The following is a 24,375-nucleotide window of genomic DNA, read 5'->3' on the forward strand; positions in this document are numbered from 1 at the left end:
CAAACACTCAGCCCGGCTCCGTCCCGGCCGATGGGAGCGATATCTGGCGGGCGGCCGGCAACGGTCACGTACACGAGGTCGAGGCAACGCATGGTATCGACGTCCGGCACGGAAAGCGGCGGCAAGCTCTCCGGTCTCGGTGTGGGGCAGAAGATCCTGATGTCGGTGGCGGTGATCGCGGTGGTCGCGCTGATCACGGGCGGGCTCGCATGGCAGCGGCTCGGCACGATCGACGGCAAGATCCAGAAGCTGCAGACCGAGAACATCGCCCGGCTGAACGCTCTGGTCGACATGGAGGCGGGGCTCGCGAAGCTCTACCGCGGCATCCTGAACATCTACGTCGCGCCGACCGACACCACGAGCCAGCAGCAGATCAAGGACGGCGAGGCGGCGGTCAGCTCGGCCTTCGCCGAGTTCCAGAAGAACCCGAGCGACTCGGCGGAGTGGAAGAAGCAGGTCGCCGACTTCGACGAGGCGTTCACCACCTACACCGCGCTGGCCAACAACATCCTGTTCAAGGACCCGTTGCCGGCCAGCGTGCCCGCGCCGGCCAACACCGCCGCGATGAACGCGGAGTTCGCCCGGGTCGAGAAGGCGTTCGGCGTAACGCTCACGGCGCTGAACAACCTCGAGGCCGAGGACTCGGCGGCGGACGCGAGCGACTCGCACAAGACGGTCGTCGGCGCGCGCACGATGATCGCGATCGTGCTCGTCGTCGGCCTGCTCGCGGCGTTGGCTCTCGCGGTGATCGTCAGCCGCGCGATCATCAGCCGGCTCAACCACGTCCAGGAAGTGCTCGACGGCGTCGCCAACGGCGACCTCACCCGCCAGGCCCGCGTCGACTCCGGGGACGAGGTGGGCCGGATGGCCGAGGCCGTCAACCGGGCGATCGACTCGATCCGGCAGACGGTCTCGGCGCTCTCGAGCTCCGCGCGGACGCTCGCGGACTCCTCGCAGCAGCTCACCGCCTCCGCCGAGGCGATCTCCGGTACGGCCGCGGACACGTCCGCGCAGACCAGCGTGCTCGCCTCGGCCGCCGAGGACGTCTCCCGCAGCGTCCAGACCGTCTCGGCCGGTACCGAGGAGATGGGCTCGGCGATCCGCGAGATCTCGCAGTCGGCGAACGACGCCGCCGGTGTCGCGTCCCGTGCGGTCGACGCCGCCGCCCAGACCAACGCGACCGTGGCGAAGCTCGGTGAGTCGTCGGTGGAGATCGGCAACGTGGTGAAGGTGATCACTTCGATCGCCGAGCAGACCAACCTGTTGGCGCTCAACGCCACGATCGAGGCGGCGCGGGCCGGTGAGGCCGGTAAGGGGTTCGCGGTGGTCGCGAACGAGGTCAAGGATCTGGCGCAGGAGACCGCGCAGGCGACCGAGAACATTTCCAAGCGGGTGGAGGCGATCCAGGCCGACACCGATTCGGCGGTGGCGGCGATCGAGCAGATCTCGGGGATCATCGCGCAGATCAACGACTACCAGATGACGATCGCGTCGGCGGTGGAGGAGCAGACCGCCACCACCAACGAGATGAGCCGCTCGATCATGGAGGCCTCCACCGGGTCGACGAGCATCGCCGACAACATCGCGAGCGTCGCCGCGGCCGCCCAGACCACCTCGACCACCGTCGGTGAGACGCAGCGCTCGGCCGAGGAGCTCTCCCGGATGTCCTCGGACCTCCAGGCGCTGGTCAGCCGCTTCCGGGTGTGACGTCATGGGCCTCGTCGAAGAACTGGAAGCCCAGCGCGAAGCGCTGACCGAGGCCTGCGCGGTCGCGGACGCCGAGGACCGCGTCGCCCAGGCCCGGTGCGATCAGCTGCTCTCGGAGTTCGCCGGCACGGCCCGGCAACTCCAGGTGCGCGCGGCCGAGTTCGCCGCGGTCACCGAGGGCGGGAGCCCGCAGTCCGAGGTGTCGGCCGCGGCCTGCGCGGTCGACGCCGCGCGGGTCGACGCGATGCGCGCTCAGCTGCGTGTCGTGGACGAGTGGGCCGCGATCACCAAGTCCCGGCTGACCCGGGCCCGGCGCCTGTCGCAGCAGGTCAGCAGCATTTGTGACGTCACGCTTGACCTGGAGCGCACTCCAGGGCCTTGACTGGAGGCCATGGAATACAGGTACCTGGGACGATCCGGCACGACGGTCAGCGAGCTCTGCCTCGGCGCGATGACGTTCGGCCGGGAGGCCGACGAAGCCGACAGCCGCCGTATGCTCGACCTGTTCGCCGACGCCGGTGGCAACTTCATCGACACCGCCGACGTCTACGGCGGGGGAGCGTCGGAGGAGGTCACCGGCCGCTGGCTGAAGGACCGCGACCGCGAGCAGTGGGTGATCGCCACCAAGGTCCGGTTCCCCAGCGGTCCCGGCGTCAACGACGTCGGCCTCGGCCGCAAGCACATCCTGGCCTCGATCGACGCCAGCCTGCGCCGGCTGGGCACCGACTACGTCGACCTCTACCAGATCCACGGCTGGGACCGGGCGACCCCGCTGGAGGAGACGCTCTCCACGCTCGACTCGCTGGTCACGGCGGGCAAGGTCCGCTACATCGGGGCGAGCAACGTCGTCGGCTGGCAGTTGCAGAAGATGCTCGACGTCAGCCGGGCCGCCGGGTACGAGCGCTTCCTGACCCTGCAGCCGCAGTACAGCCTGCTGGCCCGGCCGACCGAGTGGGAGCTGATCCCGGTCTGCGAGGCCGAGGGACTCGGCGTGCTGCCGTGGTCGCCGCTGCGTGGCGGGTGGCTGTCCGGGCGCTACACCCGGGAGATGGCCGGTGCCCCCGACGGCTCGCGGGTGAAGACCGCCGAGGCGCAGGGGTGGAGCGAGACCTGGGCCGCGTACGCGAACGAGACCACGTGGTCGATCCTGGACGAGCTGCGCGCGATCGCCGACGCGCGGGGCAGGAGCGTCGCGCAGGTGGCGCTGCGCTGGGTGCTGCAGCGCCCCGGCGTGACCGCGCCGATCCTCGGTGCGTCCAAGTTCTCCCAGCTCGAGGACAACCTCGGCGCGGTGGGCTGGGAGTTGTCCGGCGAGGAGCTGGAGCGGTTGACCGCGGTCAGCGAGGTGACCGCGCCGTACCCGTACGACGCGTCGATGCGTGACCTCGCGACCAACCGCTGACGCCGCCCGGGCCGCCGGCGGGTGGGGTCCAGACGTCCCGGCCCAGGGCCATCGCGATCGCGTGCGCGCGGTCGCGCGCGGTCGCGCGTCGCGTCGGCCCCGCCCAGGTTCGGCATCCGCAGATCCATCAGGACGACGTCGGGCCGGGTCTCCTCGACCAGGCGCACCGCCTCGGCGCCGTCGGCGGCGGCGCCCGCGACCTCGATGTCGTCGGTGAGACCGAGCAGCGTCACCAGCACGTCGCGCACGCGGACCGCTCCACGGCCACCTCGCCCCCGAGTTCACGGTGCGTGGTCGTCAGCTCGTCGAGGACCGCGTCGACGTCACCGACCGGCTCGCGCAGCGCGGTGACCGCTCGTCCGGCCTCGGCCAGACCGTCCACCGCGAGTCCGCGCGCGGCGATCACCCGCTCGCGGGCTTCGGCGTCGCGTCCGGATTCGAGCAGGGCGTCCCCGGCGTCGAGCTGGATGACCAGGCCGCCGGGGGAGCGCGCGAGTACGGCGTGCAGATCGCGGGCGATGCGTGACCGTTCGGGGAGCGCGCGTTCCTGTTCGACGGCGAGACGCTCCTCCCAGCAACGCCCGGGTCTGCGCCTCGGCGGCGCGGAACTGCCGCCGGCTCAACCCGCCGAGGACGACGGCCAGCAGGAACGAGAGCGCGGAGATCAGCAGGCTGACGGGGGGAGGCCACGGCACGGCGCCGACCGGGAGCAGGGCGGCCGAGGCGGCGACCACGACGGCGACGTCCCGCCACGGACGGCCGGGGCCGCCGATGCAGGCCAGCAGACCGGCGATCGCGGGAACGAACCCGATCAGGTCGGTGGCGCACGCGGTGACCGAGCCGGCGACGATCATCACCACGATCCGGGTCTCCAGCGTCGGCAGCGCGCCGTTGCGCATCCGCTTCGGCGTCGCGGCGGTGGGCGGGATCGGGCGGAACTGCGCCAGCCGGCCCCTCGCGGTGCCGGATCCGAGCGCGACTATCGCCGACAGGACGAGCACCGCCACGTCAGCGGTGCTCAGCCGGGCGTGGCCGGAGCCGACGGTCAGCAGGCCGACCACCCCGAGCACGATCGGCAGCCGCCAGATCCGGGTGGTGTCGACCGGCACCCACCGGATCTGCCGGGTCACGAGATAGGCGAGGAGCGCGAGGCCGGGAGCGAGGTTTTCGAGCGCCATACCTCGAGGTTCGCGCTCCGCCCCCGACCGGGTACCGCCCCTGGTTGGTGCCGGGGTGGTTATCCGGGGTTGCGGCCGGAGGCGGAGCGGGCCAGGGCGCTCAGGGTGAACGAACCGGTGGGGGAGCCGAGCCGGCGGAACAGCTCCGCGCGCACCGCCGTGCGCTGGTCGTCGGGCAGGCCGACGCAGTAGACGCCCGCGGGCCCGATCCCGGCGAGATAGCCGTTCCACAACTCGTCGAACGAGGCGTAGGTGGAGCTCACCGACAACACCGTCTCGGTGACGCCGGTGAAGCCGGCCGCCGCCAGCCACGCGGCGATCTCGCCGTCGCGTCCGAACTTCAGCGTCCGGGCCTCGTCGGGTGCGGACGGGTCGATCGTCAGCGCCGCGTCCCAGAAGAGCCGGAGCATCTGCATTCCCCCGGCGAAATCCCAGACGCAGGCCGCGGCGACGCCGCCGGGGCGCACGACCCGGCGGAGCTCCCGGCCGAACGCGTGCGGGTCGGCCACGAAGTGGATCACGAGTTGGGCCAGCGCGCAGTCGAAGGCCGCGTCGCCGAACGGGAGGTCCTCGGCGCGTCCGGCCCGGACCGTGACGCCCGGCAGCGCGGCCGCGCACTCGGCGACGAACGGCGGCGACGGGTCGGCGGCCGAGACCCGCTCCGGCCCGAGCCGGTCCGCGAGCACCCGGGTGAGCGCACCGGGGCCGCACCCGACGTCCAAGGCCGACCAGCCCGGCGCGACGCCGGCGGAGTCGGCGAACAGCGTCGCCAGCGGACGCGAATACCGACCCATGTAGCCGTCGTAGGCATGGCCGGTAGTGAGGAACGAGTTCATCGACGCCTCCGGTCGGATCCCTCCGATCGTGACAGTCGGCGCGTACGACGTCAGCCCTGGAGTTCCGATGCGTACGATCGTACGCTCAGTGTACGATCGTACGCATGAACCGTGCTGACCCGGCCGAAGGCGATCTGCGATCGATGCGTGAGCGCATGCTCGCCGGAGACCTGTACCGCGGCGCCGATCCGGAGCTGGACGCCGAGATGCGCCAGGCGATGGTGCTGACCAAGGCGTTCAACGACAGCGACCCGCGTGATCCGGCCGGGCGCCGGGCCCTGCTCGAGCAGCTGCTGGGCACGATCGGCGACGAGGTCGACCTGCGCCCGCCGCTGCACGTCGATTACGGCAGCCACCTGCACATCGGCGACCGCACGTTCGTCAACTTCGGGCTGATGGCGCTCGACGTCGCCCCGATCCGGATCGGCACCGACGTCCTGATCGGCCCGAACGTGCAGTTGCTGACGCCCACGCACCCGATCCACCCGGAGCCGCGCCGCGCCAAGTGGGAGGCGGCGCTGCCGATCACGATCGGCGACAACGTCTGGATCGGCGGCATGGCCGTGATCTGCCCCGGTGTCACCATCGGCGCGAACTCGATCATCGGCGCCGGGGCGGTCGTCACCAAGGACGTCCCGGCCGACGTCGTCGCGGTCGGGAACCCGGCCCGGGTCATCCGGTCGGTCTACGACGAATGACGAGCCGCCGCCGCTACGAGCCCGATCGTCGGCAGCGGCTGATCGAGGTCACGCTCGACGTCGTCGCCGCACGCGGTGTCGCCGGCACCACCCACCGGCGGGTGGCCGCCGCCGCCGACGTGCCGCTCGGATCGGTCACCTACCACTTCACCAGCCTCGACGAGTTGCTGACCGCCGCGTTCACGCACCTGGCCGAGACCGAGGCGGCGCTGTTCGAGGCACGGATGAGCGCGATCGAGCCGGGCACGGACGCCCGGGCGCGGGTCGTCGACACGATGCTCGCCGACCTGGCCGACAACCAGCGCAGCGCGGTGCTCACGTACGAGCTCTACGCGGCGGCCGCCCGCGACCCGTCCCTGCGCACGATCACGCAGTCCTGGATGGAGCGCACCCGCCGCCTGCTGGAGCTCCACTTCGACCCGGAGACCGCCGAGGCGCTCGACGCGCTGATCGAAGGGCTGATCCTGCACGCGACGCTGTCCACCCGCCCGGTGGACGCCGACGTCATCCGGAACGCGGTCCGCCGGCTCGTCCCCGACGCCGTCCGATGACCGCCGCGTCGCTGCGCTCGTCCACCGTGGCCGTCTACCTGGCGTTCAGCGGCAGCGGGTTCCTGTTCGCCACCTGGGCCGCGCGGATCCCGAGCGTCCGGTCGCAGCTGGGTCTGGACGCCCGCGAGCTCGGGCTGTTGCTGCTCGCGCTGCCCGCGGGGTCGATCGCGTCGCTGCTGGTGGCCGGGGCGTTCGTGGCGCGCAGCGGGCCGCGTCGCGCGGTGGCGGCGGCCGGCCTGGCCGGTGCGACCGGACTCGGCCTGGCCGGTCTCGGCGCGCCGGGTTCCGTCGTCGTCACGGCGGTGGGCCTCGCCCTGCTCGGCCTGGCCACCGGCGTCTGGGACGTCGCCATGAACGTCGAGGCCGCCGCGGTCGAGCAGGCCCGCGGCGTCGCGATCATGTCCCGCTTCCACGCCTCCCTGAGCGCGGGGACCGTTGTCGGTGCCGCGGTCGCCGCCGCGTGCGCTGCCGTGGGCGTCCCCGTCACCGCTCACCTGGTCGCGGTCGGGCTGCTCATCGGCGTCGCGGTGCCGCTCTCCACCCGGTGGTATCTCCGGGCGGAGACGCCGGAGGACCGCCCGGCCGGTTCCGCCCTCCGCGCGTGGACCGAGCCACGCACGCTCGTCCTCGGTCTGTTCGTGCTCACGATGGGCTTCTCCGAGGGAACCGGCAACGACTGGCTCGCCTCGGCGATGATCGAAGGCCACCGGACGTCGGTCGCCGGCGGATCGCTGACGTTCGCGCTGTTCGTCGCCGCGATGACCGTCGGCCGCTGGTTCGGGCCACCGCTGGTGGACCGCTTCGGGCCCCGGCCGGTGATCCGGGTCGGTGCGGTCGTGGCGCTGGCCGGCCTGATGGCGACGGTCTTCGGGCCGAACCCGCTGACCGCCGTGATCGGCGTCGTCGGCTGGGGCCTCGGTACCGCGATGGGCTTCCCGCTGGGCATCAGCGCGGCCGCCGAGGATCCCCGCCGCGCCGCCGCGCGGGTCGGCGTCGTCTCCACGATCGGCTACACCGCGTTCCTCGCCGGGCCGCCGCTGCTGGGCTTCGCCGCCGACCACGTCGGCATTCTGCGGTCGCTCTCGATCACCGCGGGCCTGGTCGCGGTCGGCCTGCTGCTCGCGACCGGCCTGCCGGAGCGGGGGGTGCGTGGCGGCTCGCCGCCGCGCCGGACCGCGGTGCACGGGAGATGATGGGGCGATGCCCGAGGGAGACACCGTGTTCGCGCTCGCGCGCCGGCTGAACGACCGGCTGCGCGGGCAGGTGGTGCGCCGCTCCGACTTCCGGGTTCCGCGCCACGCCACCGCCGACCTGTCCGGCGCCACGCTGCTGGCGACCCACACCCACGGCAAACACCTGCTGACGCGGTTCGACGACCCGCACAGCGGCCCGCTCACGCTCCACACCCACCTGCGGATGGACGGCTCCTGGACAGTGCTCGGCCCCGGCAAACGGCTGCCCCGCCGGGTCGAGCCGGACGTGCGGATCCGGCTGGAGTTCGCGGACGGCCGCAGCGCCGCCGGGCTCAAGCTTCCGGTGGTCGAGCTGGTGAGGACCGCCGACGAGGGGCAACTGACCGCTCACCTCGGCCCCGATCCGCTGCGCGAGGACTGGGACCGCGACCAGGCGATCGCCCGGCTCGCCGCGGACGCCGACCGGCCGGTCAGCGCCACGTTGCTCGACCAGACCCGGATGGCCGGCCTGGGCAACCTCTGGGTCAACGAACTGTGTTACCTGCGCGGGCTCTCGCCCTGGACCCCGATGCGCGACGTCGACGTGCCCACGCTCGTCGACCTGGCGGCCCGGCTGCTGCGGTTCTCGGTCAGCACCCCCGGCGCCATGCAGGTCACCACCGGTGACACCCGGCCCGGGAACAGCCACTGGGTGTCCGGCCGGGCCGGGCGTCCGTGCCGGCGCTGCGGTACCCCGATCGAGGTGGTGGCCGAGGTCAGCGGCGACCCCGAACGCCGCCGCACCTGGTGGTGCCCGCGCTGCCAGCCCGGTCCGGGGCCGACGAGGTGAGCCCGTCCGACGCGCGGCTCGAGTCGTCGATCGTCGACCTGCTGGCCCGGCGCGCGGCCGGGGCCACCATCTGCCCGTCCGAGGTGGCCCGGCTCGTCGGCGGCGACGACTGGCGATCGATGATGGAACCGGTGCGGGCCGCCGCCCGGCGCCTGGTGACGGCCGGGCAGGTCGAGATCACCCAGGGCGGCGAGGTGGTCGACCCGGAGACGGCCACGGGCCCGATCCGGATCCGACGCGTCCGGAGCTAGCCGCCGGTGGAGCGGCGCACCGGGTAGCGCAGGTGGAGCACCCGGTTGCCGGGGATCACCACGTCGGGGTCGTCCAGCAGGTGCTGGGCGTCGACCGACCCGAAGTAGCGCTTGCCGGCCCCGAACACCACCGGGACGACGTCCATGCGCACCTCGTCGACCAGCCCCGCGGCCAGCACCTGACCCCCGACGTCACCGGCGGCGACCTCGACGACACGCTCACCCGCGAGCTTCTGCGCCGTGGCCACGGCCGCCTCGACACCGTCGACGAAGTGGAACGGCGCGCCGGGATCCCAGCCCTCGGGCGCCGGCCGGTGCGTCACGACGACCACGTGCTCGACGCCGCTCGGCGGGGTGCCGTCCCAGCCGTCGGTCAGGTCGAAGACGTGGCGGCCGGCGATCGTCACCCCGATCTGGTCCCAGTACGGCCGGACGTAGTCGTACGACCGCTGCGACACCGCCAGTACGCCGCTGTCGTCCAGCGGGACGTCACCGCCGGTCAGCCAGTCGAACAACGGTCCGGGCCGGTCGTGTGCGTCGGCGACGAAGCCGTCCACCGACACCGAGGCGTACATGACCACTCTGCCCACGGGGCTCTCCTTCTGCTTCGGGTGCCCCGACGGTAGCGCGGCGCGGGTCGCCGCTCTTGTAGGAAATCAATCGGCCGGAAGCGGCCAGCCGTCCAGCACGTGGCCGGGATGTTCACGCCGGAACCGCTGCCGGACCTCGACGTACCGGGTGGGCGTGAGCCCGGTGAGCGCCCGCACCTCGTGGCCGAAGTGGGCCTGGTCGAAGTAGCCCGCACCGTGGGCGAGGGCACCCCAGTCGATCGGTCCGGCCGGGTCGATCGCGAACACGGTCGCCATCAGCCGGTGGGTGCGGGCCAGCCGCTTGGGCGTGACCCCGACGAGCTCGGTGTACCGCCGGGCCAGGTGGGTGCTGCTGACCCCGGCGGCCGTCGTGAGGTCGCCGATCGCCACCGTTCCGCCGGTCGCCGCGATGACGCCGCTCGCGTGCCGGACCAGCTCCAGGCCGGTGGTCCCGCCGGGCTCCGCGGCCGCGCCCAGCCGCCGCCGCAGCTCGTCCTCGAGCAGCGTCAGCATCTCGTGCGGCCCGGCCGCCGCGGCCAGGCGCTCACGCAGCCGTGCGACCGCCGACCGGCCCCACACCTGCTCCACCGCCACCGGCCGGTCACGCAGCTCGGCCGCGGGCATCGGCAGGAACGGCGCCAATCCCCACGGTTTGACGTGCACACCGACCGACCGGGTGTCCGGCGGGTAGCCGAACTCGTACGCGCGGGTGGGCATCGTGATCACACAGCCGTCGGCGTACTCGGCCGCCTCGAGGTCGGCGCCCCCACGGATCCGGAACGGCGCCCCGAGGTTGACGACGAGCAACGCCGACGGCGCGGGCGGCACGGTGAACCGCGCGTACGGCGGCGCGCCGTCGAGGTAGTAGAGGTCGTCGATCAGCCCGTCCAGCGGCGGTCGCGGCACTCGGGACACGTACTCCACCCGCACAGCATGACCCTTGACCGCCGACCTGGGCACACCCCCGGAGGCACCTAACGGCACGCGCGACGGCCCGGGGCGCGTGGTGCGCTCCGGGCCGGTGGTGGTGCGGGGTGCGTCAGCTGCAGGGGTTGTAGTCCCAGCAGTCGTTGTAGCGCTTCTTGTGGTGGCGGCGACGGCGCGGCTTGCACTCGTTGTAGTCCCAGTCGTTGCCCTGGTTGTAGTCCCAGCCGTAGCAGTCGCTCATGTCGCCGTTCCTCCACGAAGTCGGTGTGTTCCCCCTGCGGTGCCATTACTTTCGCGCGGATCCGGCCGGTGCTCGATCAGCGGCCCGACGCCCCGAACGTTCGGTCGGCGACAGTCCCTCGCCGCCCGGCGACCCGAACTCCGGACCCGGGGGTCCACCGTGGCTCGCCCGATTCCCAGCGAGCGCGCCACCGGCAGAACCGTACGGAGCATCGCGGTGGCGTGGCCGCGGCGGCGGGCGGAGGGCCGGACGTCGTATCCGATGTGACCGCCCACCTCGCGCAACTGCGGCGTCAACCGGTGCCGGACCGCGATGCGACCGAGGTCCTCGCCGCCCTCGGCCCACCACCGATCTCGGTCCGGTCGGTCTCGGCGCCGCGTCCCTCGGCGCGCAGCTCGGCGATCGCGGCGAGGAACGAGGCTCGCCGGTCCACGGCGTGACCGACCCGCAGATCGTGGCGCGGTTCGACGAGCTCGACGAAGTGGACATCGACAGCGCGTCGCTCCCGACCGGTCTCGCCGACCTGCGCGACGATCGGAACGCGCAGCGCGGCCGCCCGGGTTTCGGCGCGCTCGCCGGCCGTGGGGACGTGTTCGTCCGACGACCCTGGGACGAGGAGCCGGTCCTCTACTACCTGCACCTCGGTCCGGACGGACGCCGGCTGCGCCAGGTCGACGCCCACCCCGACGGCACCGCGATCCGGACCGGCCCCGACGACTGGCCGTTCAACCCGCCGCTCGATCTCTACGACCCGGACCTGGCGCAGTGGGAGACCGACGCGGTCACCTTCGAAAAAGCCTGGTCGTCGGCTAGGGCGTGTTTGAAAAGCGCTTCGTTCGTTGGGTGATGCGTGGCTCGTGGTGATCTGACGAATGCGGAGTGGGAAGTCTTGTCGGCGGTGTTGCCGTCGGCTAAGCCGGGTGGTCGGCCGCCGCGTTCGCGGCGGCAGGTCATTGATGGGATCCGGTGGCGGGTGAGGACCGGGGCGCCGTGGCGGGACCTGCCCGAACGGTATGGGCCGTGGGAGACCGCGTATGCGCTGTTCCGGGACTGGCAGCGGGACGGGACCTGGGCGCGCATCGTGTCCGATCTGCAGTCCCGCGCCCAGGCCCGGGGGCTGATCACCTGGGACGTGTCCGTCGACTCCACCGTGGTCCGGGCTCACCAGCACGCCGCGGGCGCCCGTAAAAGGGGGTCGATCAGAAACAACCGCCGGGAGGGTGCACCGCAGAGCCCAACGACCATGGTCTGGGACGGTCACGCGGCGGGTTGAGCACCAAGATCCATCTCGCGGCCGAGGGCGGACAGCGTCCGCTGTCGCTGCTGGTCACCGCCGGGCAGGCCGGAGACGCGCCGCAGTTCCAGCCGGTGATCGACGCGATCGGTGTCCCCGGTCGAGTCGGCAGGCCCAGGACACGGCCGGCGCGGGTCCTAGCCGATAAGGCCTACGGATCCCGCGCCAACCGCGTCTACCTGCGCCGACGCGGAATCCGCGCCACCATCCCCGAACCAGCCGACCGGTTGGCCCACCGCCGACGTCGCGGCAGCGCCGGCGGCCGCCCACCGACGTTCAACGCCGAGACCTACAAGCAGCGCCACGCGGTCGAGTGCGGGATCAACCGCCTCAAGCGCTACCGGGCGGTCGCGACTCGCTACGACAAACTCGCCGTCCGCTTTCTCACGACGCTGCACATCGCCGCGATCAACGAATGGCTACGGTGACCAGCTTTTCAAACAGGCCCTAGGCCGGGCTGATTCCCGGGGTGGTCGTCCGGAGTGCCCGGCTGACCTCCGCGCGGAGCCAGGCGTGCGCCGGGTCGCGGTCGAACCGCTCGTGCCAGCTGAAGACGATCGGCAGCGGCGGCAGCGGCACCGGGAGCGGCCGGACCACCAGGCCGAACGCGTCGATCAGCGGGCGGCAGACGGCCTCGGGGACGGTCAGCAGATGCCGGCCCCGGCTGACGGCGTGCAGCGCGATCGCACTGCTGCCCACGGCGGCGACGACCCGGCGTCGCCGGCCGGCCTCGGACAGGATCCGGTCGGCCGGGTCGGCGAGCCGCCCTCGCCGGGACACCAGGATGTGGGTCTGCCCGGCGTACCGCTCCTGATCGATCTCGCCCTCGGCGCAGGGGTGTTCCGGGCTCATGACCAGCACGAAACGGTCGTGCCCGATCGTCTCCGAGCGGATCTCCGGGAGGTCCGACCGGTCCGCTCCGATCTCCAGGTCGACGCGTCCGTGGCGCAGGTCGTCGGTGTCCGATGCGCCTTCGGTGAGCAGCCGGATCCGCACCTTCGGCGCCCGGGACGCGGCCTCGGTGAGCAGCATCGGGGCGAGCGCGGTGGCGAGCGCGTCGTGACATTGCAGCGTGAACGTGCGGTCGAGCTCGTGCAGGTCGAGCGTGCGGCTCGGCATCAGCACGGCTTCGGCGTCGCGCACCAGTTCGTGGACCCGTTCCCGGATCGCCAGCGCGTACGGCGTCGGCGTCATCGTGCGGCCGGTGCGCACCAGGATCTCGTCGCCGGTGAGACGCCGGAGCCGCCCGAGCGTGCGGCTGACCGCGGGCGAGGAGAGACGCAGACGCTCGGCCGCCCCCGCCACGCTGCCCTCTTCCAGCAGCGCGTCGAGGGCGGACAGCAGATTGAGGTCCAGCTGCATGGGCCCAATCTAGGACGCGAGTGGTACCAGCACCCGGCCGCCCGGCCCGGACGGGTGCTCGGCCTCGTCGAGCATCGCGGCGGCCACCGTCGCCTTGCTCACCGACGCCGGGAACAGCTTCCGGGGCGCTTCCGACAGGTCGACCGCCCGCCGGCGCGGACTCACCGGCCCGCTGCTCATCGGCCCGGCGTGGAACACCGTCCCGCCGCCGTCCAGGATCGCGGTGTCGGCCGCGACCTTGTCCCCGAGTTCCGCGCGCAGGAAGGTGCCCAGCAGCGTCCGGGTGAGCGCGCCTGCGGCCCGGGCCGAACGTCCGCTCCCGAAAGCGCCGAGCCACAGCAGCCGGTCGGGCGCCGCGGCCAGTACGGCCTGGGACCCGGCGGTGAGCACCCCGGGCCGGTCGGCCAGCCCGAGCACCGAGATCACCGTCGACGCGCCGCTCAACGCCGTCCCGATGGACTCCGGGTCGAACACGTCGGCGGGCACCCGGGTCAACCGCGGCGAGTCGGGAACGGCACCGCGCTCCGGACGACGCGAGATCGCCACCACCTCGTGCCCCCGCTCGACCGCCTGCCGGGTGAGCTCCACGCCCACGCCGCCGGACGCGCCGAGGATCGTGAGCTTCACGAGAGCACCTCGCGCACGGCCCGGTGGAGACCCGGGGCCGCGACCAGCACGTCGGTGCTCGTCGGGCGCCACGGTTCGCCGGCCAGGTCGGTGGCGACGCCCCCCGCCTCGGTGGCCAGCAGCGTCCCGGCCGCCGCGCCGGGCAGGTCGGGCTCGTACTGGAAGAACGCGTCGTACTGACCGGAGGCCAGCGCCAGCAGCGGGAACGTCGTCGGGATCGTGTTGCGGACGAGCAGCGCGCGGTCGGCTAACGCGGCCCACGTCGCGCCGAATCGTTCGTGTGTCTCCGAGCCGTTCCCGGCCTGGCTTGCGGCGACGATCGCCGCGTCGAGATCCTGTTTGGACGAGACCCGCAGGCGCTCGCCGTTCAGGAAGGCACCCCCGCCCCGCACCGCGACGTAGGTGAGGTCGCCGATCGGCTGCCGCGCGACGGCGAGCTGCGGCTCCCCGTCCCGGATCAGCACGATCACGACGCCGAACTCCGCCAGCCCGTGCACGAGGTTGACCGCGCCCTCGGCCCCGTCCACGATCCACCACTCGCCGGCCGGTACCGGCTCGCCGGAATCGTCGTCGTACCAGCCCACGTTCGGCGCGACCCCGTCCAACGCCGCTTTCACGACGGCGAGCGAGGCCGCCTCCGCTTGCATTCCGACCTCGTACATCGCTTTTCGGTCGGCCGGGCGCGACGTCGGCGAGTAATACTTCAGCAGCGTGGATCCAGCCCGCTCAGCTGCGGAAACAACGGCCGGAAGAAGATCGGAATAGGACATCGGAACAATCCTTTTAACGGAGATTGCCGCTCGATCCGGCGACGTGTCCAGTTAAAAGGGCAGCACTAAACAAATCAAATGCACAATTCTCAATCGACGATTTACTCAGACGCAATCGAGCCGTCGGCGGGATCGGGTACGCGGGGCTGCGGCCGGCCGGGGGAGCCCGACGAGCCGGGTGAGGAATCGATCGGCCTGCTCGGGGAACGGCGGCCAGGTCGCCGAGCATCCGCGCGGCCGCGGAAATGATCTCCTCGCGCAGCCGCTCGCCCTGCCCACGCGCGTGGGGGCGACGAGGGCCGGGCGCGCGGCCGACCGACGACACAGCCGACACCTACCGTCCCGGAATACTGTTCTCCCCGGTGAGACTTCGTCCCGTGGTTCAGATGCTGGTCGCCTGCGTGCTGGTCGTCGGTGGGTGCGCCGGCTCCGGCCCGCGGGCGGCCGATGTCGTTGCCACCGCGCCGACGCCCGGCCGGTGGACGGTGACCGCGCTCGGCGACTCGGTCACGGCGGGGTCGGGCTGCGACTGCGCGCCGTTCGTGGATCACTACGCGGAGCTGACGCACCGGGCCACCGGGTTCCGGGTGACGGCGGACAACCTCGGCGTGCCGGGCCAGACGAGCGAGCAGCTGCTGGCCACGCTGACGGGCGACACCGACACGACTCGGCGCGTCGCCGACAGCGACATCGTGATCGTCACGATCGGCGCGAACGATTTTGTTCCGGCGCTGGACGACTGGGCGTCCGGGGGGTGCGACCTGGCGTGTTTCCGCACGGTCGCCGACTCGGTGCGTACCGAGGTCGGCGCGATCGCGCAACGGATCCGCGCGGTACGGGGCGGCTTCCCGACCGCGATCCTGGTGACCGACTACTGGAACGTCTTCCGCGACGGCGACGTCGCCCAGGAACTGGGCGCCGGGTACGACCAGATCTCCGAGCAGGTGACCCGGCTGGCCGACACGGCGATCTGCGACGGCCTGGTGGACACCGGCGCGGTCTGCGTCGACCTGTACGCGCCGTTCAAGGGCGACGGCACGGGCGACCCGACCGGTCTGCTGGCGGCAGACGGCGACCACCCCAACGCCGTCGGTCACCTCCTGATCGCCGAAACGCTCGCGGCCGAAGGCTGGAAGCTCCGCGCCTGAAACGCGGCCCGGCAACCGCCGACGCGAGCACCGTCATTCCAGGTGCAGGGCGGTGAAGCCGCGGGCGATCGGCTCGATCGTCGACCGGCAGGCCGGGGTCGGGCTCAGTTGTTCGAACAGCGCCACGACGTTGCCGTACCGCACGGCCAACTGGCAGGAGCCGGCCGACCATCGGGCCTCGTCGCCCCAGCCGGTGACGATCTCGCCGGTCGGAGCCTCGCTCGTCGCGTACGCCTCGGCCCGCGCGGAGCCCTCACCTTCCGCCCCGGAGCGGAACAGATAGGTCTCGACGCTGAGCGGCTGCTGTGCCGCCGCCACCATCGCGACGCAGGCCGTGCCCTCCGTCCAGGTGTCGCCGGCCTTCTTCCTCGGCACGACCTGGAGGACGCTGCCCTGGAAGGTGCCGGCGAGCGAGGCCGGGAACTCGTTGCACGGCGGCAGCGCGGAGAAGCGGTCCCCCGCGCCGGTCGGAGCGGGGGCGCTCGCTGACGCCGTGACGCGGGCGGCGGCGGTCGTCCCGGCCACCGCGGTCGGCCGATCGGCGCCAGGGGTCTCGTCGCCGCAGCCGGCCACCCCCAGGAGCGCGACCACCCCGGTGGCGAGCAGGCCGGAACGGAACCGTCGATGCATGATTCCCCCATCGGGATCGGGGCCGGATCCACACTCGACAGAAATGATGAACGGGCGCCGAGCGGGTTCCATGCCGCACCGATGCGGCATGGATCGGCGGCCCCGGCCATGGCAAGGTGCTTGTACTCCTGACGCCGGTATCGCGGTGGCCCGGGGGCGGGGCCACGCGTCAGACGCTGAGTTCGACGGCCTCCAGTCGCTTGGACTGTCCGGTGGTGCCCACCTGCACGACGGTGTCCGGGGGCGCGCACGCCCGGGCCTGCCAGCCGATGTCCTGGACGTGACCGCGGGCGCAGACGCCGCTGCCGGTCCGGATCCGAAGTGCTTCCATCCGCCGGGACTGGCCGGTGCTACCGGCGACGACGGGGGTTCCGTCGGCCTGGCAGAGCTGTCCTTGCCACCCACTGTCCTGTTCGTGGGCGGTGAGGCACACACCGCCGGCACCGACGGTGTAGACCTCGACCGCCTCCAGCCGGAGGGACTGACCCACTCTGCCGACGGTGAGGCGCCCGCCGTGCGGGGCGCACACCCACGGCTGCCACCCGGTGTTCTCGACGTGCCCGCGCGCGCAGATCTTCGCCGGGGCGGGCGCGGCGCTGGGCGGGCTGGCGACCGGCGCCGGCTGCGGCGCTGCCCCGGCCGAGGAGCGGCTGCTCGGCCGGGGCGCAGCGGACTTCACGGCGGCCGGAGTGGCGGCGGACGACGCGGTGGCGCTCGGCGACGGAGAGGCGTGCGTCCGCGACGTGAGCGGGCGCGGTGCGGGGGCGCTCGCTCGTGCGGAGGCCGTCCCGTGGTCCGGAACGAGCCACAGTGTGGTGGCAACGGTGATCGCGACCAGGAGTACGGCGGCCAAGCCGAGAGCGAGCCCGGCGCGACGCTTGCGCCCCCCGGAGGCAGCGTCCGGTGACGTCGGCGCGGGCTCTTCGAACACCGGCGGCTCCGCCGGAGGTTGCGGGCTGCCCACCATCAGCCACTGCGACGAGGGGCGGGGGTAGTCGCTCAGGTCCTCGGTGACGGCGTCCGGGGTCGTGACGACCTCGGTCGCGGCCTCCGGCTCGGGCGTCGGGCCCTCGGTGACCTGGTCCGGCGCGGATTCGTCGGGCTTGGCAGACAAACGAGTGCCTTTTCTGACTGGCGCCGACTCCTTATTGGACAGTGGCCGGATGACCCGAAGCCTAGCCGCACCGTCCAGCGTCATGACCGCGGCGGATCCGTCTCGGCCGCGCACCGGGCGGGTCTGAGCATTCAGCTACCGCGGGTCGAGCGAATGATTACAGTGTTGCACGTGACAGAGACTCCCACGCTCTTCGACTGGGCCGGTGGATCGGCCGCCTTCGAGCGGCTGATCAACGCCTTCTACGACCGCGTCGAAGGTGACGAACTCCTGACCCCGCTCTTCCCCGGCGGAGTGTCCGATGAGCACCGTACGCACGTCACCGCCTGGTGGAGCGAGGTGTTCGGCGGCCCGGCTGAGTACTCGAGCGAGCTCGGTGGCTATCACCGGATGGTGAACAAGCACGTCGACCTCGGCATCACGCCCGAGCAGCGGTACCGGTTCGCCTCCTTGATGAGCCTGGCGGCCGACGACGCGGGCCTGCCCGACGACCCCGAGTTCCGCGCTGCCTTCGTCGGATACGTCGAGTGGGGCACCCGCATCGCGCTGGCCAACTCGCAACCGGGCGCCGACATCGTCCAGCAGGCTCCGGTTCCCCGCTGGGGTTGGGGTGTCGCCCCGCCCTATCAGCCCTCGAACTAGCGGGCGCGCGTGACGACGTGCGTCGCGGTGACACCCGGTCGCGTGGCGGCGAATCGCGCGGGACCGGGATTCCGCGGGGGTGTCCGAGCGTTGAACCGGCCATGCTGACTGCTGAAGACCTCGAGTTCCTCGCCCGTCCGCTGCTCGGTTTCCTCACCGTGGCCGCGGGCCCGACGCCTCCGCAGCCCCGGCCCGTCTGGTTCGAGGCGGCCGACGACGGCACGGTCCAGTTGTTCACCGGGCCGGCCTCGGTCAAGGTCAAGCGCCTGAGCCGGGATCCGCGTGCGTCGATCGTCGTCGCGGCCCCGGTCGAGGAGCGCGAGCGGTGGGTGTCGGTCGCCGGCCGGGTCACGGTGGAGGCCGACGGAGCGCACGAGCTGGCCGCCCGTCTGGCCGCCAAGTACTGGGACCTCGACGATCCGGCCCGTGCCGAGGACCTGAAGAACCTCCTCGCCGAGGAGCAGGTCCGGCTCGTGATCCACCCGGACGCCGTGCATCGATTCTCGTACTAAAGCCCTGATAATGGCCATATGGTGCAGAAGCTCGCGATCGCCGCGACCGCGGTCGTCGCCCTGGTCGCGCTGGTGACCGGGATGGTCGCGCTGGAACGGTCCGGCGACGCCCGGCGGATCGCCGGGGTCGCCGCCGACCGCGAACCGCTGCCGGTCCCCACGGTCGTCGCGCAGCAGTCGATCGTGCCGGGACCGTCGGTGGCCAGCCTGACGCCCGCGCCGGGCCGTTCCCGGGACCGGTACCCGGTCGCCTACGAGAACCAGCACCTGCGGCTGCAGAACGCCTGCGTCGGCAGCGGCCAGGCGGTCGACCTCGACGAGCCCCGCGTCGCCCCGCCGGACGGCGCCGAGCTGACGTTCTTCGCCTGCACGGAGACCCGGTTCGCGTTCGAAGGCCCGGCCACGTTCGCCGAGGTGACCGACCCGCAGGCGAACGCCACCGCCTGCCTCGACGCGCTGCGCACGAACCCGGGCGTCGAGAGCCTGCGGGTGGCGCGGGGGCAGACCGTCTGCGTCCTCACGAGCGGCCCCGCGCCGAGGATCGTCCGGATGCGGACGGACTCGGTCACCGACCGGGTCGCGCTGTCGGTGACCGCCTGGACGATGGTCTAGAGCCAGCCCCGCCGGCGCAGCAGGAACCACAACCCCACCGAGAGCACGACGATCACCGCGGTGCTGACGATCCAGCCCGAGTGGTGCTCGAACCCGGGGTACGGGACGTTCTGGCCGTAGTAGCCGGTCACCGCCGTCGGCACCGCGATGATCGCCGCCCACGCGGCGAGCTTCTTCGTCACCTCGTTGAGCTGCTGGCCCTGGATGTTCTGCTCGCTCTCCAGGATGCTCGCGATCCGGTCGCGGGCGTTCTCGGTGGAATCGGCGGCCCGGAGCACGTGGTCGTGCACGTCCTCGTAGTACGGGTGCATGAAGTCGTTCGCGAGGTGGTGCTCACCGGCGTTACGCAGGATCCGCTCGACGACCTCGCGCATCGGCGCGACGATGCGACGCAGTTGCAGCACGGCCCGGCGCAGTTCGAACGCGCGCCGGCGGATGTCGAGGTCGGAGCTGTCGCGGGGTTCGAAGACCCGGTCCTCGAGCGCGTCGAGGCAGTCGTCGACGTCCTCGGTGGCGTCGTAGTGGCCGTCGACGACGGCGTCCAGCAGGCCGTGGACGAGGAAGCCGACGCCGGCCGACGCGAGCTCGGGGTTCCCGTCCCACCGCGCCTGCAGCGCGTCGACGTCGAACTCGCTCTTGCGCACCGTGATCAGCGCGTTCGGGGTGATGAACGCGCTGATCTCGCTCGTCGTCAGCTCAGCGGTGGAGGCGTCGAACGCGACCGCGTACGTGTTCGCGAACAGGTGCGTGCGGTAGCGGTCGAGCTTGGGGCGCTGCTCGGCCTGCAGCGCGTCCTCGACCGCGAGCGGGTGCAGCCCGAACTCCTGCACGACGATGCCCAGGTCCGACTCGTCGGGCGCGTGCAGGTCCAGCCAGATGACCGCATCGGGGGCGGACGCCAGCCGCTCGCTGATCTCCTCGGCCGGGAAGCCTTCGGCGACGAGTTCGCCGTCCCGGTAGAGGCGGGTGCGTGTCGGGCATTTCGGCGGGGTGGCCGTGCTGACGCTGTGGTCGGTCGTGCCGGGGGTCTGTGGGTCGCCGGGAGCGGTGCGGGGCTCCGGAGCCGAATCCTCGTTCACGGTTGCCCAGCCTGCCATCCGCGTGAGCACAACCGACGCAAGGGCGCGTACCAGGGGTGACGCCGGGTAGCTCGGGCTCGACGAGAGGGGAATCCATGCCCAAGCCGATGTCCGAGCAGGTCGTCGTCATCACCGGAGCGTCCACCGGGATCGGGCGCGCCACCGCTCTGACCCTCGCCGGTCGCGGTGCGAAAGTCGTGGCCGCCGCCCGCAACGAGGGGGCGCTGGCGTCGCTGGTGGCCGACGCGCGCGGTGACGTGCTCGCGGTGCCCACCGACGTGTCCGACGCCGCGGCGGTGCACGCGCTCGCCGACGCGGCCGAGAGCCGGTACGGCCGGATCGACACCTGGGTGAACAACGCCGCGGTCGCCATGTGGGGCCGGATCGAGGACATCTCCGGCGACGAGTTCGACCGGGTCATGCGGGTGAACTTCCTCGGCCAGGTGCACGGCGTCCACGCCGCCCTGCCCGCGCTGCGCCGGTCCGGTGGGGGCGGCATCATCGGCGTCGCGTCGGTGGAGAGCATCCGCGCGGTGCCGCTGCAGGCGCCCTACAGCGCGAGCAAGTTCGCGCTCCAGGCGTTCTACGAATGCCTGCGGATCGAGCTGGCCCAGGAGGGTTCGCCGATCTCGGTCAGCACGGTGCTGCCCGCGGCCATCGACACGCCGCTCTACGACCACGGCCGGAGCAAGCTGGGCGCGCGGCCCAAGCCGCCGCCCCCGGTGTACGCGGCGGAGCTGGTCGCCGAGGCGATCACCCGGGCGGTCGAGCGCCCGCGCCGGGAGATCCCGGTCGGGGACTCCGCGCTCGGGTTCTACCTCGGCCAGCGGATCAGCCCGGCGCTCGCGGACGGGTTCATGGCGATCCGGCGGCTCGCGAAGACCTCGCAGATGTACGGCGACCGGGCCGACAACGGCGTCGACAACCTCGACAAAGCCCTGGACGAGCCGGGCCGGGTACACGGCAGCTACCCCGGCCGGGTGCTCCGGCACAGCCTGCTGACGCAGCTCGCCGCGCGGGTGCCGCGACCCGGGGAGCTGCTCACGTCGGCGGTCAACCGGTTGCACGCGCGCTGACTCTTGCCCCGGGTGGCGGCTCTGTGGTTCATTAGTGGAGTAATGAACCACAGAGCCGGAGGGTGCCGTGTTCGACGACCGCAGCCCGATCTACCGGCAGATCGCCGAGCAGATCAAAGCGGACGTCCTCCGCGGCGTCCTGCGCGCCGACGACCAGGTGATGTCGACGAACCAGTACGCCGCGCACCACCGGATCAACCCGGCCACCGCGGCCAAGGCGTTCCAGCAGCTCGTCGACGAGGGCGTCGTCTACAAGCGCCGGGGGATCGGCATGTTCGTGAGTCCGGATGCCGCCGAGAAGCTGCGCGCCGAGCGGCGCGAGCGGTTCTTCCTCGATGTCGTCCACCCGATGGTGGTCGAGGCCCGCATGATCGACATCTCCCTCGCCGAGATCCGACACCACCTGGAGGGCCTCGATGACCATCGCCGTTCGTGATCTCACCTGCCGCTACGGTGCGGTGGAAGCGCTGAGCGGGCTGACCTTCTCGTTACCCGCGGGCACGATCTACGGCCTGCTCGGCCGGAACGGCTCCGGCAAGACGACGCTGCTGTCCACGTTGGCCGGGTTCCGCCGCCCGTCCGCCGGAAGCGTGCGGCTCGACGGCGAGCCGGTGTTCGAGAATCCCCGCGCCGCGCGGCAGCTCTGCCTGATCGCGGAGAGCGGCGACGTCGGCGACAAGACCGACACGTTGCGCGACATCCTCGACCTGGCCGGCCGGCTGCGCCCCGGGTGGGACGCCGGTTACGCCGCGAAGCTCGCCGACCTGTTCGAGCTGCCGCTCACCAGCAAGCTCGGCACGCTGTCGCGGGGGAAGCGCTCGGCGTTCGCCGTGACGGTCGGCCTGGCCTCCCGCGCCGCCGTCACGATGTTCGACGAGGCCCACCTGGGCATGGACGCGCCGACCCGGCAGGCGTTCGCCGACGAACTGCTGCGTGACTACCTCGAGCGGCCGCGCACGATCATCATCTCCACGCACCTGATCGAGGAGCAGAGCCCGCTGTTCGAGCGGGTGCTCGTGCTGCACGAAGGCCGCCTCCTGCTCGAGGAGGACCTCGACGAGCTACGGGCACGGGGGGTGTCGGTGACCGGTCCGCTGTCGCTCGTCGACGACTTCGCCGCCGGGCTCACGGTCCTCGGCGAGCAGACGCTCGGGCCCACCAAGTCGGCGATGATCTACGGCGAATTCGACGACGAGCGCCGGCGCGCCGCCCGCGCCGCTGGCCTGGAACTGGGCCCGGTGGCCGTGCAGGACCTCTTCATCCACCTGACGGGAGGCACCCGATGAGCACCCGCTGGCCGATCCTGCGTTACCTCCTCACCGCTCACCTGCTGTTCCTCCTGCTCAGCCTGGGCGCGTTCGTGGCGATCAGCGGGCTGATCCTCGGCGGGGTCGCGCTCTTCGGCACCGTGAGCGTCAGCGCGCTCGACGTCGGTGTCGGTCAGTTCTTCCGGTGGATGGCCCTGGGCTACGGGGGCCACCTCTTCTACACGTTCCTGCCGCACTGCCTGGTGCACGGGCGCACCCGGGGCGAGTTCGTGCGACAGGTGCCGGTGTACCAGGTGGTCGGCGCGGCGGTGCTCGCGCTCGCGATCGCGGTGCTCTACGTCGGCGAGACACTGCTGTACCGTGCGGCCGGCTGGACGCAGGGCCTCCGGCCCGGGCACCTCTACGAGTCGGGCACCGACTTCGGCGCGGTCTTCGTGAGCTACTGGGCCGCCCTGCTGGTGTGGACGGTCGTCGGCTCGATGATCGGCGCGGCCTGGTACCGCTTCCCGGGGGTCGGCGTGCTTCTGGTGCCGGTGGCGGCCGCGATCCTGTTCGTCAACGGCCTGAACCTCAACATCGGGGAGTGGGGGCCGCTCTCCGGCGGGCTGGCCGGAGGGCCGTGGGGGCTCGTCGGGATCGCCGCGGTGAGCACCGCGGTGGCGGTGGCGGTGACCTGGAGCATCGCCCGCGACGTGCCGGTGCACGTGCGCACCGCCTAACGCGCGGGCAGCTCGATCGCGTTGGCGGCGCGGTGCAGCGGCTGCATCACCTTGCCCAGCATCCACTCCTTGAACGGCAGCCGGTCCATCACCGCGAGCATCCGCATCGAGGTGCGCACCTGCCCCGGGCTGTGCAGCACCATCCGCTTGATGTTGGCCGGGCCGAGCGCTTGGTTGCGCTCGACGAACGGGCGCATCCGGCGTTCGTAGGCCTCCGGCCCGTGGCCGGCCGCCAGCTCGGCGCCGAGCACGTAGGCACCGACGAGCGCGAGGCTGGTGCCCTGGCCCGACGCCGGCGAAGCGCACCAGGCCGCGTCCCCGACCAGCACCACCGGCCCGCGGTGCCACCCGTCCATCTTCACCTGGCACAGGGCGTCGGAGTACACGTCGTCGGCGCGGTCCACGCCGTCGAGCAGGCGCGGAACCTCCCAGCCCTGGTCGGCGTAGGCCGCCCGGAGGTCCCGCTCGTCGCCCTCGTACAGGAACATCGCCTTCGCGGTGGCGTCACCGGCGGTGCTGTAGACGAGCGTGGTGCGGCCGGGGCCGACGTAGGTGACCTCCTCGCGGTCGAGGCCGAGGTGGTTGGGCACGGTGGCGATCGCGATCCGGTAACCGAGGTCGTGGACGTAGTCCGCCTCCGGGCCGAAGGCCAGGGCGCGGGTGGCCGAGTGCAGGCCGTCGGCCCCGACGATCAGGTCGTACCCCTCGGGCAGCGCGGTGAGCGCCTCACCGAAGCGGTACTCGACGTCGTCGGCGGTGTGCCGGTGGAGCAGGCGGGTCAGGTCGCCGCGGAGCAGCTCGGCGTCGCCGTGGGTGCGCCCGCCGAACGTGTCACCGTCCATGCTGGCCACCCGGCGGCCGGTGGCGTCGACCACGGTGCCCGACCGGACGTCGGTGCGTAACGCCCGGACCTCGTCCAGCAGGCCCATGCGGCTGATCACCTCGAGCGCGGCGCCGCGGACGTCGACCTTGTAGCCCCCGTCGCGCAGGGCCGGAGCGCGCTCCACGACCGTGACCGAGTAGCCCGCGCGGTGCAGCCAGTAGGCGGAGGAGATGCCGGCGATGCTCGCGCCGACGACCAGAGCGGTTGGTGTCATGGCTCGATAGTACGGGCGTGTT

General features: G+C 72.3%; 32 protein-coding genes and 2 pseudogenes. 19 read left to right on the plus strand and 15 right to left on the minus strand.

Annotation, left to right across the window (positions count from 1 at the left end):
* Positions 1 to 90 precede the first annotated feature (90 nt).
* From CRYAR_RS14860 to CRYAR_RS14870, 3 genes are read left to right on the plus strand one after another with little or no spacing between them, the layout of a single operon-like run.
* Positions 91 to 1,707: a methyl-accepting chemotaxis protein gene (locus tag CRYAR_RS14860; protein WP_035851368.1), complete on the plus strand. Its 1,617-nt coding sequence runs from the start codon at positions 91 to 93 to the stop codon at positions 1,705 to 1,707.
* A gap of 4 nt (positions 1,708 to 1,711) precedes the next feature.
* The gene (locus CRYAR_RS14865) at positions 1,712 to 2,089 is read left to right on the plus strand and encodes a hypothetical protein (RefSeq protein ID WP_035851370.1); all 378 of its coding nucleotides are present in this window, start codon (positions 1,712 to 1,714) and stop codon (positions 2,087 to 2,089) included.
* Between the two features lie 9 nt (positions 2,090 to 2,098).
* On the plus strand, positions 2,099 to 3,109 hold the full coding sequence (locus CRYAR_RS14870) for an aldo/keto reductase (RefSeq protein ID WP_035851372.1): 1,011 nt from the start codon (positions 2,099 to 2,101) through the stop codon (positions 3,107 to 3,109).
* A gap of 95 nt (positions 3,110 to 3,204) precedes the next feature.
* On the opposite strand, the pseudogene CRYAR_RS50695 reads toward CRYAR_RS14870, so the two are convergent.
* Both CRYAR_RS50695 and CRYAR_RS50700 read right to left on the minus strand, forming a co-directional pair.
* Positions 3,205 to 3,357, minus strand: a pseudogene (locus CRYAR_RS50695) (response regulator); the annotation flags it as partial.
* Positions 3,339 to 3,629, minus strand: coding sequence for a histidine kinase (locus CRYAR_RS50700; RefSeq protein ID WP_084700500.1), 291 nt, complete (start codon positions 3,627 to 3,629; stop codon positions 3,339 to 3,341). The pseudogene CRYAR_RS50695 and the gene CRYAR_RS50700, both read right to left, overlap by 19 nt.
* Before the next feature lie 251 nt (positions 3,630 to 3,880).
* Here CRYAR_RS50700 and CRYAR_RS48020 point away from each other — a divergent pair, with 251 nt between their 5' ends.
* A complete protein-coding gene (locus CRYAR_RS48020) occupies positions 3,881 to 4,246 on the plus strand; it encodes a hypothetical protein (RefSeq protein ID WP_035851376.1) in 366 nt (121 codons plus the stop codon).
* A gap of 100 nt (positions 4,247 to 4,346) precedes the next feature.
* Here the strand turns inward: CRYAR_RS48020 and CRYAR_RS14885 are convergent, their stop codons facing one another.
* Positions 4,347 to 5,123: a class I SAM-dependent methyltransferase gene (locus tag CRYAR_RS14885; protein WP_035851378.1), complete on the minus strand. Its 777-nt coding sequence runs from the start codon at positions 5,121 to 5,123 to the stop codon at positions 4,347 to 4,349.
* A 104-nt stretch (positions 5,124 to 5,227) separates the two neighbouring features.
* On the opposite strand from CRYAR_RS14885, the gene CRYAR_RS14890 reads away from it, so the two are divergent.
* From CRYAR_RS14890 to CRYAR_RS14910, 5 genes are read left to right on the plus strand one after another with little or no spacing between them, the layout of a single operon-like run.
* Entirely contained in the window at positions 5,228 to 5,821 is a 594-nt protein-coding gene (locus CRYAR_RS14890) for a sugar O-acetyltransferase (RefSeq protein WP_035851380.1), read from the plus strand.
* Positions 5,818 to 6,372 (plus strand): TetR/AcrR family transcriptional regulator, encoded by a 555-nt coding sequence (locus CRYAR_RS14895; RefSeq protein WP_035851381.1) that lies wholly within the window; start codon positions 5,818 to 5,820, stop codon positions 6,370 to 6,372. Before CRYAR_RS14890 ends, CRYAR_RS14895 begins: the two co-directional genes overlap by 4 nt.
* On the plus strand, positions 6,369 to 7,565 hold the full coding sequence (locus tag CRYAR_RS14900; RefSeq protein WP_051570230.1) for an MFS transporter: 1,197 nt from the start codon (positions 6,369 to 6,371) through the stop codon (positions 7,563 to 7,565). The genes CRYAR_RS14895 and CRYAR_RS14900 overlap by 4 nt, the downstream gene beginning before the upstream one ends.
* 7 nt (positions 7,566 to 7,572) lie before the next feature.
* Entirely contained in the window at positions 7,573 to 8,394 is an 822-nt protein-coding gene (locus CRYAR_RS14905) for an Fpg/Nei family DNA glycosylase (protein WP_035851383.1), read from the plus strand.
* A complete protein-coding gene (locus tag CRYAR_RS14910; RefSeq protein WP_035862597.1) occupies positions 8,391 to 8,645 on the plus strand; it encodes a DUF3253 domain-containing protein in 255 nt (84 codons plus the stop codon). Before CRYAR_RS14905 ends, CRYAR_RS14910 begins: the two co-directional genes overlap by 4 nt.
* Here the strand turns inward: CRYAR_RS14910 and CRYAR_RS14915 are convergent.
* The 5 genes and pseudogenes from CRYAR_RS14915 to CRYAR_RS47015 all read right to left on the minus strand — a co-directional run bounded on the left by CRYAR_RS14915 (position 8,642) and on the right by CRYAR_RS47015 (position 10,836).
* Positions 8,642 to 9,235 carry a dihydrofolate reductase family protein gene (locus tag CRYAR_RS14915; protein WP_035851385.1) on the minus strand — a complete coding sequence of 198 codons (594 nt, stop codon included), beginning with the start codon at positions 9,233 to 9,235 and terminating at the stop codon, positions 8,642 to 8,644. The two genes, CRYAR_RS14910 and CRYAR_RS14915, sit on opposite strands and share 4 nt — an antisense overlap.
* A 66-nt stretch (positions 9,236 to 9,301) precedes the next feature.
* Positions 9,302 to 10,159: an AraC family transcriptional regulator gene (locus tag CRYAR_RS14920; RefSeq protein ID WP_211247452.1), complete on the minus strand. Its 858-nt coding sequence runs from the start codon at positions 10,157 to 10,159 to the stop codon at positions 9,302 to 9,304.
* Between the two features lie 115 nt (positions 10,160 to 10,274).
* Positions 10,275 to 10,403, minus strand: coding sequence for a hypothetical protein (locus CRYAR_RS50160; protein WP_281174582.1), 129 nt, complete (start codon positions 10,401 to 10,403; stop codon positions 10,275 to 10,277).
* A pseudogene (locus CRYAR_RS51265) lies at positions 10,400 to 10,732 on the minus strand (GNAT family N-acetyltransferase); the annotation flags it as partial. The pseudogene CRYAR_RS51265 and the gene CRYAR_RS50160, both read right to left, overlap by 4 nt.
* Positions 10,696 to 10,836, minus strand: a complete 141-nt coding sequence (locus tag CRYAR_RS47015; RefSeq protein WP_157017685.1) for a hypothetical protein — start codon at positions 10,834 to 10,836, stop codon at positions 10,696 to 10,698. The pseudogene CRYAR_RS51265 and the gene CRYAR_RS47015, both read right to left, overlap by 37 nt.
* A 3-nt stretch (positions 10,837 to 10,839) precedes the next feature.
* On the opposite strand from CRYAR_RS47015, the gene CRYAR_RS14925 reads away from it, so the two are divergent.
* Both CRYAR_RS14925 and CRYAR_RS45270 read left to right on the plus strand, forming a co-directional pair.
* The gene (locus CRYAR_RS14925) at positions 10,840 to 11,250 is read left to right on the plus strand and encodes a hypothetical protein (RefSeq protein ID WP_084700501.1); all 411 of its coding nucleotides are present in this window, start codon (positions 10,840 to 10,842) and stop codon (positions 11,248 to 11,250) included.
* Between the two features lie 3 nt (positions 11,251 to 11,253).
* Positions 11,254 to 12,125, plus strand: a protein-coding gene (locus tag CRYAR_RS45270) for an IS5 family transposase (RefSeq protein WP_169744990.1) whose coding sequence is annotated in 2 segments (ribosomal slippage) — positions 11,254 to 11,640 and positions 11,643 to 12,125 — 870 coding nt in all. Because the reading frame shifts where the segments join, the coding sequence is not laid out codon by codon here.
* Positions 12,126 to 12,144: 19 nt separating this feature from the next.
* Here the strand turns inward: CRYAR_RS45270 and CRYAR_RS14940 are convergent.
* Genes CRYAR_RS14940 through CRYAR_RS14950 form a run of 3 tightly spaced genes read right to left on the minus strand, consistent with a single transcriptional unit; the run spans position 12,145 to position 14,456 of the window.
* Positions 12,145 to 13,059, minus strand: coding sequence for a LysR family transcriptional regulator (locus CRYAR_RS14940; protein WP_035851389.1), 915 nt, complete (start codon positions 13,057 to 13,059; stop codon positions 12,145 to 12,147).
* 9 nt (positions 13,060 to 13,068) lie between these two features.
* Positions 13,069 to 13,686 carry an NAD(P)-dependent oxidoreductase gene (locus CRYAR_RS14945; RefSeq protein ID WP_035851393.1) on the minus strand — a complete coding sequence of 206 codons (618 nt, stop codon included), beginning with the start codon at positions 13,684 to 13,686 and terminating at the stop codon, positions 13,069 to 13,071.
* Positions 13,683 to 14,456: an inositol monophosphatase family protein gene (locus CRYAR_RS14950; protein WP_035851395.1), complete on the minus strand. Its 774-nt coding sequence runs from the start codon at positions 14,454 to 14,456 to the stop codon at positions 13,683 to 13,685. The genes CRYAR_RS14945 and CRYAR_RS14950 overlap by 4 nt, the downstream gene beginning before the upstream one ends.
* A 362-nt stretch (positions 14,457 to 14,818) precedes the next feature.
* Here CRYAR_RS14950 and CRYAR_RS14955 point away from each other — a divergent pair, with 362 nt between their 5' ends.
* Entirely contained in the window at positions 14,819 to 15,604 is a 786-nt protein-coding gene (locus tag CRYAR_RS14955; protein ID WP_169745031.1) for an SGNH/GDSL hydrolase family protein, read from the plus strand.
* Positions 15,605 to 15,637: 33 nt separating this feature from the next.
* Here the strand turns inward: CRYAR_RS14955 and CRYAR_RS14960 are convergent, their stop codons facing one another.
* The gene (locus CRYAR_RS14960; RefSeq protein ID WP_035851396.1) at positions 15,638 to 16,234 is read right to left on the minus strand and encodes a hypothetical protein; all 597 of its coding nucleotides are present in this window, start codon (positions 16,232 to 16,234) and stop codon (positions 15,638 to 15,640) included.
* A gap of 169 nt (positions 16,235 to 16,403) precedes the next feature.
* Positions 16,404 to 17,348 (minus strand): hypothetical protein, encoded by a 945-nt coding sequence (locus CRYAR_RS14965; protein ID WP_035851398.1) that lies wholly within the window; start codon positions 17,346 to 17,348, stop codon positions 16,404 to 16,406.
* Positions 17,349 to 17,501: 153 nt separating this feature from the next.
* On the opposite strand from CRYAR_RS14965, the gene CRYAR_RS14970 reads away from it, so the two are divergent.
* The 3 genes from CRYAR_RS14970 (at position 17,502) to CRYAR_RS14980 (ending at position 19,114) form a co-directional block, all read left to right on the plus strand.
* On the plus strand, positions 17,502 to 17,990 hold the full coding sequence (locus CRYAR_RS14970; RefSeq protein ID WP_035851401.1) for a group II truncated hemoglobin: 489 nt from the start codon (positions 17,502 to 17,504) through the stop codon (positions 17,988 to 17,990).
* 101 nt (positions 17,991 to 18,091) lie between these two features.
* A complete protein-coding gene (locus CRYAR_RS14975) occupies positions 18,092 to 18,502 on the plus strand; it encodes a pyridoxamine 5'-phosphate oxidase family protein (RefSeq protein WP_035851403.1) in 411 nt (136 codons plus the stop codon).
* A gap of 18 nt (positions 18,503 to 18,520) precedes the next feature.
* Positions 18,521 to 19,114, plus strand: coding sequence for a hypothetical protein (locus tag CRYAR_RS14980; protein WP_035851405.1), 594 nt, complete (start codon positions 18,521 to 18,523; stop codon positions 19,112 to 19,114).
* Here CRYAR_RS14980 and CRYAR_RS14985 read toward each other — a convergent pair.
* A complete protein-coding gene (locus CRYAR_RS14985) occupies positions 19,111 to 20,193 on the minus strand; it encodes a magnesium transporter CorA family protein (RefSeq protein WP_035851407.1) in 1,083 nt (360 codons plus the stop codon). The two genes, CRYAR_RS14980 and CRYAR_RS14985, sit on opposite strands and share 4 nt — an antisense overlap.
* 95 nt (positions 20,194 to 20,288) lie before the next feature.
* Between CRYAR_RS14985 and CRYAR_RS14990 the strand changes: the two genes are divergently transcribed.
* The 4 genes from CRYAR_RS14990 (at position 20,289) to CRYAR_RS15005 (ending at position 23,256) form a co-directional block, all read left to right on the plus strand.
* Positions 20,289 to 21,269, plus strand: coding sequence for an SDR family oxidoreductase (locus CRYAR_RS14990; protein WP_035851409.1), 981 nt, complete (start codon positions 20,289 to 20,291; stop codon positions 21,267 to 21,269).
* 67 nt (positions 21,270 to 21,336) lie between these two features.
* Positions 21,337 to 21,705, plus strand: coding sequence for a GntR family transcriptional regulator (locus tag CRYAR_RS14995; protein WP_035851412.1), 369 nt, complete (start codon positions 21,337 to 21,339; stop codon positions 21,703 to 21,705).
* Positions 21,686 to 22,555, plus strand: a complete 870-nt coding sequence (locus tag CRYAR_RS15000; protein WP_035851413.1) for an ATP-binding cassette domain-containing protein — start codon at positions 21,686 to 21,688, stop codon at positions 22,553 to 22,555. Before CRYAR_RS14995 ends, CRYAR_RS15000 begins: the two co-directional genes overlap by 20 nt.
* Positions 22,552 to 23,256, plus strand: a complete 705-nt coding sequence (locus CRYAR_RS15005; protein WP_035851415.1) for a hypothetical protein — start codon at positions 22,552 to 22,554, stop codon at positions 23,254 to 23,256. Before CRYAR_RS15000 ends, CRYAR_RS15005 begins: the two co-directional genes overlap by 4 nt.
* Here the strand turns inward: CRYAR_RS15005 and CRYAR_RS15010 are convergent.
* Entirely contained in the window at positions 23,253 to 24,353 is a 1,101-nt protein-coding gene (locus CRYAR_RS15010; protein ID WP_035851417.1) for an FAD-dependent monooxygenase, read from the minus strand. The genes CRYAR_RS15005 and CRYAR_RS15010 overlap by 4 nt on opposite strands.
* Between the last annotated feature and the right edge of the window lie 22 nt (positions 24,354 to 24,375).

Origin of the sequence: Cryptosporangium arvum DSM 44712 (assembly GCF_000585375.1) — a bacterium.
GTDB lineage: Bacteria > Actinomycetota > Actinomycetes > Mycobacteriales > Cryptosporangiaceae > Cryptosporangium > Cryptosporangium arvum.

What these genes read in the sequence shown, in the direction of transcription:
- CRYAR_RS14870 (WP_035851372.1), top strand. Translation starts at nt 2,099, where the DNA reads ATGGAATACAGGTACCTGGGACGATCCGGCACGACGGTCAGCGAGCTC.
- CRYAR_RS14860 (WP_035851368.1), top strand. Translation starts at nt 91, where the DNA reads ATGGTATCGACGTCCGGCACGGAAAGCGGCGGCAAGCTCTCCGGTCTC.
- CRYAR_RS14885 (WP_035851378.1), bottom strand. Translation starts at nt 5,123, where the DNA reads ATGAACTCGTTCCTCACTACCGGCCATGCCTACGACGGCTACATGGGT.
- CRYAR_RS15010 (WP_035851417.1), bottom strand. Translation starts at nt 24,353, where the DNA reads ATGACACCAACCGCTCTGGTCGTCGGCGCGAGCATCGCCGGCATCTCC.
- CRYAR_RS15000 (WP_035851413.1), top strand. Translation starts at nt 21,686, where the DNA reads ATGACCATCGCCGTTCGTGATCTCACCTGCCGCTACGGTGCGGTGGAA.
- CRYAR_RS14970 (WP_035851401.1), top strand. Translation starts at nt 17,502, where the DNA reads ATGATTACAGTGTTGCACGTGACAGAGACTCCCACGCTCTTCGACTGG.
- CRYAR_RS14960 (WP_035851396.1), bottom strand. Translation starts at nt 16,234, where the DNA reads ATGCATCGACGGTTCCGTTCCGGCCTGCTCGCCACCGGGGTGGTCGCG.
- CRYAR_RS14890 (WP_035851380.1), top strand. Translation starts at nt 5,228, where the DNA reads ATGAACCGTGCTGACCCGGCCGAAGGCGATCTGCGATCGATGCGTGAG.
- CRYAR_RS14990 (WP_035851409.1), top strand. Translation starts at nt 20,289, where the DNA reads ATGCCCAAGCCGATGTCCGAGCAGGTCGTCGTCATCACCGGAGCGTCC.
- CRYAR_RS15005 (WP_035851415.1), top strand. Translation starts at nt 22,552, where the DNA reads ATGAGCACCCGCTGGCCGATCCTGCGTTACCTCCTCACCGCTCACCTG.
- CRYAR_RS50160 (WP_281174582.1), bottom strand. Translation starts at nt 10,403, where the DNA reads ATGAGCGACTGCTACGGCTGGGACTACAACCAGGGCAACGACTGGGAC.
- CRYAR_RS14950 (WP_035851395.1), bottom strand. Translation starts at nt 14,456, where the DNA reads ATGTCCTATTCCGATCTTCTTCCGGCCGTTGTTTCCGCAGCTGAGCGG.
- CRYAR_RS14905 (WP_035851383.1), top strand. Translation starts at nt 7,573, where the DNA reads ATGCCCGAGGGAGACACCGTGTTCGCGCTCGCGCGCCGGCTGAACGAC.
- CRYAR_RS14900 (WP_051570230.1), top strand. Translation starts at nt 6,369, where the DNA reads ATGACCGCCGCGTCGCTGCGCTCGTCCACCGTGGCCGTCTACCTGGCG.
- CRYAR_RS48020 (WP_035851376.1), top strand. Translation starts at nt 3,881, where the DNA reads ATGCAGGCCAGCAGACCGGCGATCGCGGGAACGAACCCGATCAGGTCG.
- CRYAR_RS14940 (WP_035851389.1), bottom strand. Translation starts at nt 13,059, where the DNA reads ATGCAGCTGGACCTCAATCTGCTGTCCGCCCTCGACGCGCTGCTGGAA.
- CRYAR_RS14980 (WP_035851405.1), top strand. Translation starts at nt 18,521, where the DNA reads ATGGTGCAGAAGCTCGCGATCGCCGCGACCGCGGTCGTCGCCCTGGTC.
- CRYAR_RS14865 (WP_035851370.1), top strand. Translation starts at nt 1,712, where the DNA reads ATGGGCCTCGTCGAAGAACTGGAAGCCCAGCGCGAAGCGCTGACCGAG.
- CRYAR_RS14895 (WP_035851381.1), top strand. Translation starts at nt 5,818, where the DNA reads ATGACGAGCCGCCGCCGCTACGAGCCCGATCGTCGGCAGCGGCTGATC.
- CRYAR_RS14975 (WP_035851403.1), top strand. Translation starts at nt 18,092, where the DNA reads ATGCTGACTGCTGAAGACCTCGAGTTCCTCGCCCGTCCGCTGCTCGGT.